Here is a 13,756-nt window from a genome sequence, read left to right on the forward strand (position 1 = left end):
CATGGGAACAGCAAAGGGAATGATCGCCGCCGCCCGCAAGCTGCTGGGCACCACCGAGCACCCGCCCGGCTCGAACCACAACCTCATCACCTCCTGGTACGGCTTCTCGGGACCGTGGTGCGACATGTCCATCAGCTACGAGGCCGCACACTCCGACAACCTCAGGGCCGTCATGGGCAAGTTCGCCCTGACCACCGCCCACGCCCGCGCCTTCCAGTCCCACGGCCGCTGGCACTACGGCGTCGGTGGCATCCGCCCCGGCGACGTCGTCTTCTTCGACTTCTCCGGCGGCCGCTCCATCAGCTCGATCAAGCACGTCGGCCTGGTCGAGGCCGTCCACTCCAACGGCACCATCACCACCCTGGAGGGCAACACCTCCGACGCGTTCCGCCGCCGGGTTCGGGGCCGGTCCTGCGTGGTCGGCTACGGCCGCCCCGCCTACGACAACGCCGCCCCGATGCCGAGCCACGACGGCATCCTGCGCCTGGGCTCGGCCGGCAACGCCGTCAAGACCCTGCAGAAGAACCTCAACACCGTCCAGAAGGCCGGCCTCACCGTCGACGGTCGGTTCGGGCCCGCCACCGACAAGGCCGTCCGCACCTTCCAGGCCAAGCACAAGCTCACCGTGGACGGCGAGTACGGCCCGCACACCGCCGCCGTCATGAAGGCAGCTCTCGCCGGGCGCACCGGCGTGATCAAGCCGAAGGCCGTGGTCGTCGTGCCGGTACTCCTCGATGTGGACGGCCAGTTCGGGCCGGCCACCTGCGCGGCCCTGCAGCGGGTGCTGAACACCAAGGCGTCCGCCGGTCTGGAGGTCGACGGCGCCTTCGGACCGCTGACCGTCAAGGCCCTGCAGACCTATCTGCACGTGACCGCGGACGGCATCACCGGCCCCGCCACCACCACCGCCCTCAACAAGCACCTCGGCCTGACGCCCCAGGACACCTGGGACACCAGCACCACCGGCCAGCTCCAGAAAGCCCTCAACGCGGGCGTCTTCTAACAGCTGACCGACGGCAGGTATCGGCGTCCGGCTCACCCGTCGGGCGCCGATACCGTGCCCAAGCACCGAAGCTCAGCTTGGCGGACTGGCCGCCGTAATCATCCGGTGCATGCTGGCCACGGGGATCGCCGGATTCTGGGACGCCTCCTCGGCACTGCGCTCGTCGAGAAGCAGCGGGACGAGCACCGAAGGCGGAAGGGCCGCGTTTCGCCAGGCCTGCTGGTGGACGCTGTACTCCGCGTCTCCGGCCAGCCGGACGGCGGATGCGGTGGACAGACGCGGATCAGCGGCTGCGCGGGCGCGCACGTCGGGGTCGGGGTCGTGGCTGAACCGCTCGACCAGTTCGTCGGGCGAGTCGGGATCGTCGAGCGCGAGCAGACGTATGCGCGGCCGCGGGTCGTCCGCGAAGCGGAGCAGATCGTGCCGGGGAAAGTTGGGGTGGTTGCGGGGGCGGCCGGGGAACGAAAAGCTGCCCGACCACCACGTCCACACATCGAGAAGCATCTCAGCCGGAGCGTCGTCGCAGGACTCGGCGAGAAAGAGGTGCACGACGCGGTCCTCGTCGCGGGCGAGGAGGCTCACCACATCCTCCGGCAGCCGCGGCGCGCGGGCCACGCTGCGACGGATCCGTCGCTTCGGGGATGTCGCCAACTGCCGCATGGCATCCGGGTTTTCGTACAGGGCGGCAACCCACCACAGCGCGTACGTCCTGTCGTTCTGACCGATATGGGGAACCGCATCGGCCAGCACGGCGATCTCGGTCGGCGTCGTGGGCGGCTTCGCCTCGGGATGCGGCGGGCGCTCGATGCCCCTTCCCACGGTCGTCCATGGGCGGCGCACGGCCTGTTCCGCCGCCATCTCTTCGAGCACCTCGCGCAGTGCCTGGCCGGGTGTGACCGCCAGAAGCCTGTCCCACTGTGCGGGCGAGAGCCGGCCCGACTCGGCGGCCGCCAACCGGACCCTCCTGGCAGGGTGCTCAACAGCTGCGTCCAGGACACCGGCGGGAAGGCCCTCGCAGTACAAGAACCACAGCTGCCCCGCGTCAAGGAGACGGACGAGCACCTCCACAGGCGCCTCCCGATTCAGCCCGAGACCGCTCAGCCATGCCCGCGCCACGCCCTCAGAGGGCCGCGCCCCCTCGGACAATGCGTCCCACCCATCGCATTCATCGACGTTCCCGGAAAGATTCATGACGGCGATTCTGAAAGATCCCAGTGGCACGGACAATGCGCGCGAGCTGTGCCTTCGCTCCTACGAAAAGGGGCGCTGACCTGTCATGATGGTGATGGTTCACTCCTTCGGCATGATGATCAGCATGAAGTTTCTCGCCCAGCCCCCGATCACCGGCCTGGACCTTGGCAGTTCGGCGGGCACATCCAGCCTCGCCGCATGTCCGAGTGAGCCGGACCTCATGTGAGGGGGACGGTAGCCCAGATCGATCGGGTGCCGTCTCGTTCTATGCGTGTGCCGAGTGCTCGGGCGGAGCTGGCGACGATGCCCAGGCCGCGGCCGAACCCAGGGGCGTTGTGCCAGTGCTTGGCGGACATTGCCGTCCCTTGGTCACGCACCTGGATCCGCAGGTGATTCTTATTTCGTTGCAGGTTGGCGCTGATGACGGCGCTGCCGGTGTGCACGATGGCATTCGTGGCGAGTTCCGTGGCGATCAGCAGGGCCGTATGGCGAATGTCTTCGTCCGTCAAGTGTTGCTGGTCGAGCCATGAGCGAGTGAGGCTCCGGCAGACCGGGACGGCGCGGTCCACGGCCGGGAGTCGGAAGGTGATGGTGCGCGATCGGGGTCCTATGTCGGTCAATGCGCGAGCCGAAGGCGTATTGGGCCAGCGCTCGATTTCTTGTCGGGAAATGGTGATGGGCACGCACGTACGTGCAGTCGTCAACATGACTCTCCTGGTACTCGCGAGGGCACTTCGGTGTGCCGGCGAATTGCGTCGGTCCCGCCCTCTCCTGGGCCGGAGACGGCGAAACCACCGCACCCTGGTGGAGCGGCGGCTTGTCAGATTGATGGTGGGCTGTGAGTACGAGCGCTCACGGAGCTCCTTGTTCTGCAACCTGCTCCTATCCACCGGGCCCCGGGGGCCGTGAGCAGCGCGTCAGCCGACGCCGGCGCCGGCGTCGGCTGACGGATCCAACCCCTCTCATGGGGTGCCCATCGTGGCAGCCCGTCCTTCTGCGGCCGACACGAAGCCGGCGCGTTCCATGGGTTGGGCAACCACTCCCCCGGAGAGGACAGCCGGCCCACCGTTGGATGTAACCGTTATCCGTCCAGGCGGCATATGGCAGCAACAGGTGACGGTGTTCCAACACCCGAATGGCGTACTTCGTATGATGGAATATTCGTTCATATGTGCCCTGAACGGATGACAGCCTTATATTCTGGGGGAGTTGGGCGCCAAGGCCGTGCCAAGAGTTGCCCCCGAAGGCGCCAAGAGACCGAGAGTGAATCCCCACTCAGCCGTGACGTTTCAGCAAGTCACAGTAAAGCACAAGACCGGCCGGGAGTGTGCCCCTCGTACCCTCCCGCCAGACCTCGGACGCTCCGATGGGTTGACCAACTTGGCGGTTCAGCAGCCGACTTCAGTCATTCTCTGCACGCCAGGACAATGGCAACCACCAGGCTCAGCACACACTTCTGTTGGAGCCGTGGATGTGGTTTCACGTGTTTCGCACGTCGTTCCGTACTCCGATCGAGTGATGCAGGGACCGCTCCTCTTGAGGTATCACTCGCCCGTGCTGCATTACTGGATTATGAACCGGCGGGTTGCCCATCCTTTCCGGGGACGTGACTGCTACCCGTTCCGGTCGTCACTCCCAGCGCGCGAAGTGCGCGGCGATCAGGCCGAGTTCTCGTTCCCGATGCAGGACGTCCCCTGAAACAAATGGGGTTCCGCTCCCGCCGGCGTCGTTGCCAATGAGCGCGTATGTCATCTTTCCAAGGGAGTGCCATCATGTTTCGTTCTCGTCTTGCCGCCGCCACCGTCACCGCCGTTCTTGCGGCGGGCGCCGTAGTGGGCATTGCCCCCTGGCCATGGCGGCCCCGGCCGCGGCTGCCTCACCGTGTGTCAACGATCTGGAGGCGGCGCAAGCGTCCAACAACGAGGCCATCGCCGCCGACCAGGTCTGCGACACCGTGACCGCCCGCACCCACAACCTGTCCACCGCCACCTCCCTCGTCGCGGCGATGGGCGACTGTGCCGGCCAGCCACAGGTCGTGGGGGCCAACATCGTCACGGCTGCCGGGACCAACGCGGGCGCCACCCTCTACAACCTGGTCGGCGCCTCCAGCGCGGCCCTGAGCGCCGAGCGGGCAACCGCTTCCGCGATCGACCAGGCGCTGGCCAACGCGAGCTGACCAGTACATACAGGCGGGTACCTGAGTAGGGACCCCCTGCCTCCCGCCCGGCGTACGCCGGGATCGACACCCCCCGGACCGACGCGCCCCCGGTCCGGGGGGCCGTAAAAGCCGGGCATTCACCGTCGCTGCGGCGGCGACGGTGAATGCCCGGCCCAACCGGTGACATGGGGCCTTCATTGGCGATGGCTCCATTCTTCACATGGCGAGGTCATCATGCTGGTTGTCGCCTTTCTCAATTCTCTGAGCCGAGCCTGTCTCCGGGCGTCCAGGTTGCTGCTTCCCGCGCGTGCCTGCTCTCCGCCCGCGGCCCAGAGCTCAAAGTCGCCGCATGCGGACGGAGTTGACGCAACACCCCGTGACGCAGGGCACATCCAAGGAAAAGGAAATCGCAGGGATGACGGGTGAGCATCCGTCCCCTGCCCGTCACACCGATACCGGAGCTGGACGTGTCGAACTCTATTCGGGTCATTCTTTCCGAGGGACCGGAGTGGGTTCCCCTTCCCGCCGTATGGGAAGTCGAGTCCCTCGAAGCCGAACCCAAAGTGAAGATCCTGTGCGGGAATGCCTATGAACACTTCGAGTTCTCGGGCTCGTACTCCGCACGGGAAGGCGAGCACCTGCCCGTCTACCGCTGGTGCCGCCGCACTTATGTGGCCGAATAACCCATCGCGTTCCTGAAGGAGAAACGCCATGAACAATCCTCTGTCATCTGCGAGTCAGTCGTGAGCCGGCGGACTGGGACACGCGCCCGGGACGCCGTGGTCACCGGAATCGGGCTGTGTCTTCCGGGGACGGAGTCGGCGGTGTTCACCGCGGACGACCTCTGGCACATCGCCTCCGCCGGAACGTCCTGCCTCGTCAAGAAGGGCGTCTACTACGGCAGCGTCGACCTGCCGAAAGACACGTTCGAAGAACGGGTCCCCGGCGTTCCCGAGTTCTTCTCACGCCACTACACGGACGCCCACCGCTTTGGACTGGTGTCCCTGTCCCAGGCGTGCGCGGATGCCGGCCTCGATGTCCAGCGCGATCTCGAAGAGGCCGCCATCCTGGTGGGCCGCGGCGGGGTGGACGCCAACATCGACAGCTATCTCGCAGTGCTGAGAGCCGATCCCGCGACCTATCCCGTCGCCGAGGCACTGGAGATGTTCGTCGCCGCGGAACAGGCCGTCACCCCCTCGGACGTCGCTCTGGTCCAGGGCGCGCTCACCCGGTCGAAGGGTGCCAACTTCACCGTGTCATGCGGCTGCGCGTCCTCGGCCCTGCAGATCGGCCTCGCCCAGCGCTTGATCGCCGCCGGCGAGATCGACATCGCCGTGGTGACCGGGGTCGACGTCTTCAGCGTCACACTCATCCGCAACATCCAGCGCCTGCTGAGCGGAGCCCAGCAGACCTACGACGCCATGCGATCCCAGGACATGCCCAGCCTGCTGCCGTCGTTCGACGCTCTGATGCGTCCCTATGACCGGCGAGCCGACTGCATCAACCACGGGGAAGGGGCCGCGACCGTCATCCTCGAAAGCCGGGAACACGCCTTCGGACGGGATGCACACGTCTACGGTCAGGTCCTGTCACAGGCCACCACCCGCGACGGACTTGCCAATCCGCTGGCCTGCGACGAGACCGGGAAGGCACTGGTGTCCGCCGTGCGTCGCTGCCTCGGTGACACCTGGGACATCACCCAAGTGCCCTACCTCCACGGGGGCAGCGACGGCAACGTGGTGGTCACGACGTTCGAGGCGAACGCGGTCCGTGAACTGTACGGCCCCGCGTCCCGCGACCTGCTCATGTCCTCGCAGGAGGGCTGTTTCGGCCACAACGGCGCCCCGGCGGGCTGTCTCGGGGTGGCGCTGACCCTGCTGATGATGAACCACGGCCAGGTCTGTCCGACGGCCAACTGCGAGGAGCCTGCGGACTGTCTGACCTTCGATCCGGTGCCGGGGACCGCGCCCCGCCCCCTCGACTTCGACTACGCCCTCAGCTTCAACTACCAGGTCGGGGGCGTGAAAAGCGCGATCCTGCTGGGAAGCCCCGACGTCTGAGCCACCTCCGGGGCTCGACCCACTCACCGCTACGGGGGCGCCCCCTCACCTCCCCGTGCCCGTCCGCCTACCGCGCGGCCCGCCACGCGGCACACCTCCTTCTCCCCGAGCAGCACCCATTCCCACCTCTCCCCTGGACGACAAGGAGACTCCCGTGGCCAACGACAACCATCGCCCGCGCCTCCCGCACGCGCCCATCGCCGTCATCGGCATGGGCTGCCGACTCCCCGGAGACGCCGACTCCCCGGCCGCCTTATGGCGCCTGCTGATCGAGGGCCGGGAAGCGGTGGGCGCGCCGCCTCCCGGCCGCGAGACGACCGACCCCGGAGCGGGCGCGCCGACCGACGCACCACCCGTCCTGCAAAAGGGCGGGTACCTGAAGGACGTCTCCCGGTTCGACGCCGACTTCTTCGGAGTCGCCGGTCGCGAGGCCGACGTCCTCGACCCCCAGCACCGGCTCCTGCTGGAAGTCGTCTGGGAGGCCCTCGAACATGCCGGGCTGCCTCCCGATCGGCTCGCCGGCTCTCCGACGGGCATCTTCACGGGCCTCAGCTACAACGACTACATGGACCAACTGGCCGGCCACCCCCAGGAACTCGAAGGGTCCATCCTGACGAACGGTCACTGTGTCGCCGCCGGCCGCGTCTCCTATCTCCTCGGTCTGCACGGCCCCAGCATCGCCCTCGACACCGCGTGCTCGTCCTCCCTGGTCGCCTTCCACCTGGCCTGCTCCGCGCTGCGCCGCGAGGAGTGCGACCTCGCGCTGGCCGCCGGCGTCACGCTCATGCTCGCCCCACGCATCACCCGGTCCTTCGCCAGGATGGGCATGCTGTCCCCGACCGGGCGCTGCCACACCTTCGACGCCGCCGCGGACGGTTTCGTCCGCGGCGAGGGGTGCGGTGTCGTCGTACTCAAGCGCCTGGCCGATGCCCGCAGGGACGGCGACCGCATCCTCGCCGTCGTACGCGGGTCGGCCGTGAACCAGGACGGGCGCTCCGACGGACTCGCCGCCCCGTCCCCCACCGCCCAGCAGGCTCTCTACCGCACAGCACTCGCCCGGGCCGGGGTCGACCCGGCCCATCTCTCACTGATCGAGGCCCACGGCACCGGCACCCCCGTGGGTGACCCGGTCGAGTTCGCCAGCCTGGCCGCCGTGTACGGCAACGGCCTGTCTCCCTGCGCTCTGGGCTCGGTCAAGACCAACCTCGGCCACCTGGAGCCCGCCGCGGGCATCACCGGGCTGATCAAGACCGTGCTGTGTCTTCAGCGCGGGATCATCCCGCCCAACCTCCACTTCACCCAGTGGAACCCGGCCATCCACGCGGACGCGACCCGCTTCTTCGTCCCCCTCGAAGCCACGCCATGGCCGAAGAAGCAGCCGGTCAGGCTGGCCGCCGTCTCCTCGTTCGGCTTCTCCGGCACCAACGCCCACGTCATCCTGCAGGAGCCGCCGCAGTCCCGCCGTGCCGGCCTGTCCGCCCCCCGCCGGCCCCGGACGGCTCCACCCGAGGTGGTGTTGGTGGCGGCAGGATCCCACCGGGCCCTGCCGACCGCCGCCCGCCGTCTGGCCGACTGGCTGGCAACCGACGGCGGTGACATCCCGCTGCGGGACGTCGCGCACACGCTGACGCTGCGCCGCAGCCCCGGCCGAGGGCGTCTCGCGGTCATCGCCCGTTCCCGCGGCGAGACGATCGATGCGCTACGGCTGTTCGTGAACGGAACGCCGGATCCGGCCCTCATTGCCGGTACGGCCGATGTCACCGCCCCCCGCAGGCCGGTATTCGTGTTCTCCGGCCAAGGCTCCCAATGGCCCGGCATGGGACGCGAACTCCTTGCCCGGAACGAGGCCTTCGCCAAAGCTCTGTCCGCCGTCGACACGCTCGTCCGCAGCGAAGCCGGCTTCTCCGTCCTGGACCTGATCCGGGCCGGCGAACCCTTCTCCGGATGCGCGCAGATCCAGCCGGCGATCTTCTCCCTGCAGATCGCCCTGGCCGCGGCCTGGAAGGCCCACGGCGTCCAACCCGCCGCCGTCATCGGCCACTCCATGGGAGAAGCCGCGGCCGCGGTCGTGGCCGGGGCGCTCACCCTCGCCGACGGTGTCCGCGTCATCTGCCGTCGCTCGGCACTGCTCAAGCGGATCGCCGGGACGGGCGCGATGGCCAGCGTCAGCCTGGACCAGGCCTCGGTGGGGGCCGCCCTGGCCGATGCCGGGACCGACGCGGTGTCCGTCGCCGTCCTGGCCGGACCCGACACCACCATCGTCTCCGGCGACACCGACCAGATCGCCCAGCTGATCAGCAGATGGGAACGGCACGGGATCCGCGCCGTTCCCATCGCGGTCGACGTCGCCTCTCACAGCTCCCACGTCGACCCGCTCCTGACCGATCTGCACCAGGCCCTGTCGGGTCTGGCCCCGCGGCCGCCGCAGATTCCCTTCTACTCCACCGTGACCGAGGACCCGCGCCGCGCACCCCTCCTCGACGCCGCCTACTGGTGCGACAACCTGCGCCACCCCGTGCGCTTCCACCCCACCGTGGCCGCGGCCGCCCAGGACCGGTACCAGATCTACATCGAAGTCTCACCCCACCCCGTGGTCACCCAGTCGCTCACCGAAAGCCTGGCCCAACTGGCCCCCGACGCCGTGGTCCTGCCCACCTTGCGTCGCGCACAGGACGAAGTCACCGTCTTCCGCACTCAGCTCGCCACCCTCCACTGCAACGGCGGCACCGTCGACTGGACCCCCCTGTACGGCGACGGGGGCCTGACCGACGCTCCCACCATCACCTTCGACCGCGCGCGCCACTGGGCCGCCGGCCGGGCCCCGTCCACCAACACGGGCGCCCTGCCCGGCCGGCACACCGAAGTTCCCGGTGACCAGACCCGCCACACCTGGCGCGCCACCGCTCCGGCCCGCCACCTGCCCTGGCTCAAGGACCATCGCGTCCACGACACCTGCGTCCTGCCCGGCGCCGGCTTCTGCGCCCTGCTCCACACCACGGCCCGCACCGCGCTCGGCGGTGGCCCCGCCACGCACATCCATCTCAGCGGCATCACCTTCCACGACCTGCTTCGGCTGAATGACGACACCGACCTGAGCACCACCGTCACCCTCGCCACCGGCGAGCAGGCCACCTGCGAGATCCACTCCCGCAACCCGGACGGCTCCTGGCAGTTGCACGCCTCAGCCGTCGCCCGCCACGACATCTCGACCCACATCACCCGCGCCGCATCCGTCCCCGACCTCGACCGCAAGCACCCCGTCCCCCTCACCCCCGCCGAGCTGTACGCCAGGCTGCGCGCCTGCGGACTCGAACACGGCCCGGCCTTCACCGGCATCACCGCCCTGCACACCACGAAGCGGCTGGACAGCTTCTGGGCCCGCATCCAGGTGCCGCCCACCGCCCGCACCCCCGAACCCGGCCTGAGCATCCATCCCGTTCTGCTCGACCTGTGTCTGCAACTGCTGGTCGCAGGAGCCGGCCACGAGACCCCACCCGCCCCCATCCTGCCGGTCCAGGTCCGCGGCCTGCGGATTCTCGGCGACCCCGCGCAGGCGGCACACGCCCACGCGCGGATCACCGAGAACGGGGAGACGACGCTCGCCGGCGACATCCGCGTCCTGGACGCCCACGGGCGGCCGGTCGTCGCCCTCGACGGCGTGCGTTTCATCCGCCGCGCGCCCGCCGAAGGCACGCCCGTCGATCAGTGGTTCATGGAACACGGCTGGCACCGCGTACCGCGTCCCCGCGGCGGCCTGGCCGCCGCGCCCGGCAACTGGCTCGTCGTGGGCGAGGGCGACGGCGAGGCCGACCGGCTGGCCGGACTCCTGCGCGACGCCGGCGCCCGGGTCGAGGCGCGGGAACTCCCCCTGAGCGCGGAAGGGCTCGCCTCACTGGCCGACACCTACCGCCAGTACCTGGCCGCCGGAGCAGACTCCTGGCGCGGCGTCGTCCTGCTGTGCGGCACGCCCTCGGCCCACGACACCGACCCCACCCACGGCGCACAGCAACGGGCCCGGCGGCTGCTCGCCTTTGCGCAGGCCGCCGACGAACACTGCGGAACCTGGCGTCTGTACGCCGCCACGCGGCACGCGTACGCCGTCACCACGAACGAGCCCGGACACCCCGCCCACGGCACGGTGCGCGGCGTGGCACGTGTCATGGCCGTCGAGCAGCCGCGCATGCGCCCCACTCTGGTCGACACCGACCCCAACGAAAGGGGGTTGCGCGCCCTGGCCGCCGAACTCCTCGCCGACGCGCCCGAAGACGAGGTCGCACTGCGTGGTGGCACTCGCTACGTCGCCCGCATCGACCGCGCTCCCGTCTCGCCCGCCGAACGCACCGCCCGCACCACCCGAACGGTCCGGTTCGGGCAGGACGGATTCCGACTGCGCGTGGGAAAGCTCGGGGATATCGACAGCCTCGAACTGGCCGCGACCGAGCGTCGCCGGCCCCGCAAGGGCGAGGTCCAAGTTCGCGTCCAGGCCGCCGGCCTCAATTTCCGTGACGTCCTGACCTCGCTCGGCATGCTCGGTTCGCAGCCGCTCACCTCCTACCGCATCGGCTTCGAGTGCGCGGGCGTGGTGAGTGACGTAGGACCCGGCGTGGACCAGGTCCGCCCCGGGGACACCGTGCTCGCGGTTCAGCTCGAAGGCGGCTCCTTCGCCTCCTTCATCACTGTCCCCGCGAGCGCTGTCGCCCGCGTGCCGCGAGCCTTCGCGCCCGCCACGGCGGCGGGACTGCCCACGGCGTATCTCACCGCGTGGTACGCCTTGCGGCGCGTCGCACGGCTCGCTCCCGGTGAACGGGTACTGATCCACTCCGCCACCGGCGCCACCGGTCGCGCCGCGATCGCGGTCGCCCGTCTCCTGGGCGCGGACGTCCTGGCGACGGCCGGTACGCGGGAGAAACGGCGCCATCTGCGCGGTATGGGCATCCGCTGCGTCATGGACTCCCGCACGCTGGACTTCGCCGAACAGACCCGCCAGGCCACCGACGGCCAAGGAGTCGACGTCGTCCTCAACTCCCTGGCCGGCCCCGCCGTCCGGGCCGGGCTCGAAAGCCTGCGCCCGTTCGGCCGCTTCGTCGAACTCGGCGTACGCGACATCATGGCCGACGCCGCCCTCAGGCTCGCCCCGCTGCGCCACAACATCACCTTCAGCACCGTCGACCTCATCGAACTGCAGCAGCAGCGCCCGGAGTTGTTCGCCTCGGTGCTGCGCGAGGTCATGACCCACATTGCCGCCGGACGGCTCAAACCGCTTCTGTGCACCGAGTATCCGCTGGAGCGCGCGGCCGACGCCTTTCATCTGATGGCCCGTGCCGGTCACAACGGCAAGATCGTGCTGACCGTCCCCGACCGGGGAGAGACCACGGCTGTCCTGCCCGACGGCCCGTCCGTCGTACGCCCCGACGGCGCGTACATCATCACCGGAGGCCTGGGAGGGCTGGGACTGGCCACCGCTCGCTGGCTGGCTCAGCAGGGAGCGGGCCGCATCGTGCTCAATGGCCGCCGTGCCCCCTCGGTCGATACCGCGCGTGCCGTCAACGACCTGAACACCGACACCAAGGTCGTTCTCGGCGACATCTCCCGGGACGGTACCGCCGAACAGCTCGTCGAGGCCGCCACCGCGGGCGGTGTCCCGTTGCGCGGGATCCTGCACTGCGCCATGGTCCTCGACGACGCCGCACTGACCACCACCCGGGACGACCAGCTCGATCGGGTGTGGGCCCCGAAGGTCACCGGTGCCTGGAACCTTCATCGGGCCACGGCGCATCAATCACTCGACTGGTTCGTGCTGTACTCCTCGATGAGTTCGCTGCTGGGCAACGCCGGACAGGGATCGTACGCGGCGGCCAACGCCTGGCTCGACGCATTCGCCACCTGGCGCACCCGCAACGGTCTGCCCACACTGGCTGTCGACTGGGGTCCCTGGGGTGAAACGGGGCAGGCCGTCGACTTCGCCGACCGCGGCTACGAGACCGTTCCCACCCGCAAGGGCCTGGCGGCGCTCCACTCCCTCCTCACCCACCGACGGGTCCGGACCGGTGTGATTCCGGGCCCGCCGCACACCTGGATCCCCCGCGCGGCCGCGGCTTCCAGCCTGTTCGCCCGCCTCGCGCCGGACGGCGCGGAGCCCGAGGACGAGTCCAAGTCCAGCGGCTCGGACATCCATGCCCGCCTCGAAGCGCTCCCGTTGGGCATGGCCCGCCAGACCGCTCTGGAGAGCTACCTCGCCGATCACATCCGCGCGATCCTGCGCACCGGCAGCACCACCCTGGACCCGCACACCCCGCTGAAATCCCTCGGGTTCGACTCACTGCTGGCCACCGAACTGCGCATCCGCCTCGACACCGACCTCGCGGTCCGCCTGGCAAGCAACTTCATCTGGCAACACCCCACCGTGGCCTCCCTTGCCACGGCCCTGATGGTTCACACAGGCCTGGCACCGCGGGAGGACCCGTCACCTTCCGACAGCCAGTAGTGCCCGGTCAGGCGTCAGCGTCAAGCACAGGACCGACATCGCGCAGCAGTACGGCCTCGCCCGGGTGTGGGCGGGGCTGTCTGCCGGCCAGCTTCACCGGGCCCTCTCCAACCCGTCGAGGATCAGGTCGAGTCCGAAGGCGAACTCGTCGCTGTAGTCGTAGCCGGGGCGCAGCACATGCTCGGCTGTCAGCTCGGCCAGGTGCGGGTACTGGTCGGCGGCCGCTTGCGACAAGATGGACTGCGCCAGCTGCGCGGTCTGGTCGGGGGTGTCGAAGGGCAGGCTGCGTTCCTGCAGGGTGAAGCCGTAGATGTAACTGTCGAGGGCCGAGTAGGCGTGCGCGGTCAGCGCAACGGAGAACCCGGCCCTGCGGAGGCACCCGAGGACCGCGTCGTGGTGCCGCAGGGATGCCGGACCCGGTGAGGTCCGTGACTCCATCAGACCGATCGCCCAGCGATGGCGGGACAGGACCTGGCGAACCGAGATCGCCCGCTGACGCATCGCCGTCTTCCAGTCGTCCTCGTCGGACGGGAGATCGATCTCGCTGAACACCAGGTCGATCATGCCGTCGAGGAGGTCTTCCTTGTTGGCCACGTGGGTGTAGAGCGACATCGCCTCGACCCCGACGGCCTCGCCGAGCTTGCGCATGGTGAGCGCATCGAGTCCGCTCTGATCGGCGAGGGCGATGGCTGCATGCAGCACCCTTGGGCGGCTGAGCGGGATACGAGGTGTTCGGTCGCGCGTGGTCTTCGGGGGCATCGGTCTCCTTTCGTCGAGGGTGTTGACAACCTTACGAGGTAAGGGCGAACCTTACGCAGTAAGGAATGCCTTACGACGTAAGGATCGCTGTGGCCCCGAGG

8 protein-coding genes are annotated in these 13,756 nt (G+C 69.2%); 5 read left to right on the top strand and 3 right to left on the bottom strand.

The genetic code is table 11. The features are described from left to right. The first annotated feature begins 1 nt into the window (after window position 1). Window positions 2-1,003 carry a peptidoglycan-binding protein gene (locus ACZ4EG_RS23905; RefSeq protein ID WP_467792007.1) on the top strand — a complete coding sequence of 334 codons (1,002 nt, stop codon included), beginning with the start codon at window positions 2-4 and terminating at the stop codon, window positions 1,001-1,003. A gap of 72 nt (window positions 1,004-1,075) precedes the next feature. Here ACZ4EG_RS23905 and ACZ4EG_RS23910 read toward each other — a convergent pair whose 3' ends face one another. Together ACZ4EG_RS23910 and ACZ4EG_RS23915 are read right to left on the bottom strand one after the other, a co-directional pair. Further along, window positions 1,076-2,071 carry a hypothetical protein gene (locus ACZ4EG_RS23910; protein ID WP_467792008.1) on the bottom strand — a complete coding sequence of 332 codons (996 nt, stop codon included), beginning with the start codon at window positions 2,069-2,071 and terminating at the stop codon, window positions 1,076-1,078. 341 nt (window positions 2,072-2,412) lie between these two features. After that, on the bottom strand, window positions 2,413-2,877 hold the full coding sequence (locus ACZ4EG_RS23915) for an ATP-binding protein (protein ID WP_467792009.1): 465 nt from the start codon (window positions 2,875-2,877) through the stop codon (window positions 2,413-2,415). Window positions 2,878-4,046: 1,169 nt separating this feature from the next. Between ACZ4EG_RS23915 and ACZ4EG_RS23920 the strand changes: the two genes are divergently transcribed. The 4 genes from ACZ4EG_RS23920 to ACZ4EG_RS23935 all read left to right on the top strand — a co-directional run bounded on the left by ACZ4EG_RS23920 (window position 4,047) and on the right by ACZ4EG_RS23935 (window position 12,896). Beyond that, the gene (locus ACZ4EG_RS23920; RefSeq protein ID WP_467792010.1) at window positions 4,047-4,370 is read left to right on the top strand and encodes a hypothetical protein; all 324 of its coding nucleotides are present in this window, start codon (window positions 4,047-4,049) and stop codon (window positions 4,368-4,370) included. Between the two features lie 404 nt (window positions 4,371-4,774). Continuing rightward, a complete protein-coding gene (locus tag ACZ4EG_RS23925; protein WP_453549018.1) occupies window positions 4,775-5,035 on the top strand; it encodes a DUF5988 family protein in 261 nt (86 codons plus the stop codon). Window positions 5,036-5,131: 96 nt separating this feature from the next. After that, a complete protein-coding gene (locus ACZ4EG_RS23930; RefSeq protein WP_453549413.1) occupies window positions 5,132-6,412 on the top strand; it encodes a beta-ketoacyl synthase N-terminal-like domain-containing protein in 1,281 nt (426 codons plus the stop codon). Between the two features lie 154 nt (window positions 6,413-6,566). After that, complete coding sequence (locus ACZ4EG_RS23935; protein WP_467792011.1) at window positions 6,567-12,896, top strand: SDR family NAD(P)-dependent oxidoreductase; 6,330 nt, start codon at window positions 6,567-6,569, stop codon at window positions 12,894-12,896. A gap of 93 nt (window positions 12,897-12,989) precedes the next feature. Here ACZ4EG_RS23935 and ACZ4EG_RS23940 read toward each other — a convergent pair whose 3' ends face one another. Then, a complete protein-coding gene (locus ACZ4EG_RS23940) occupies window positions 12,990-13,655 on the bottom strand; it encodes a TetR/AcrR family transcriptional regulator (protein ID WP_467792012.1) in 666 nt (221 codons plus the stop codon). Between the last annotated feature and the right edge of the window lie 101 nt (window positions 13,656-13,756).

It is taken from the genome of Streptomyces sp. NPDC025638, from assembly GCF_055558775.1.

Coding starts and splice junctions, on each gene's coding strand:
- ACZ4EG_RS23905 (WP_467792007.1), top strand. CDS start 2: ATGGGAACAGCAAAGGGAATGATCGCCGCCGCCCGCAAGCTGCTGGGC.
- ACZ4EG_RS23940 (WP_467792012.1), bottom strand. CDS start 13,655: ATGCCCCCGAAGACCACGCGCGACCGAACACCTCGTATCCCGCTCAGC.
- ACZ4EG_RS23920 (WP_467792010.1), top strand. CDS start 4,047: ATGGCGGCCCCGGCCGCGGCTGCCTCACCGTGTGTCAACGATCTGGAG.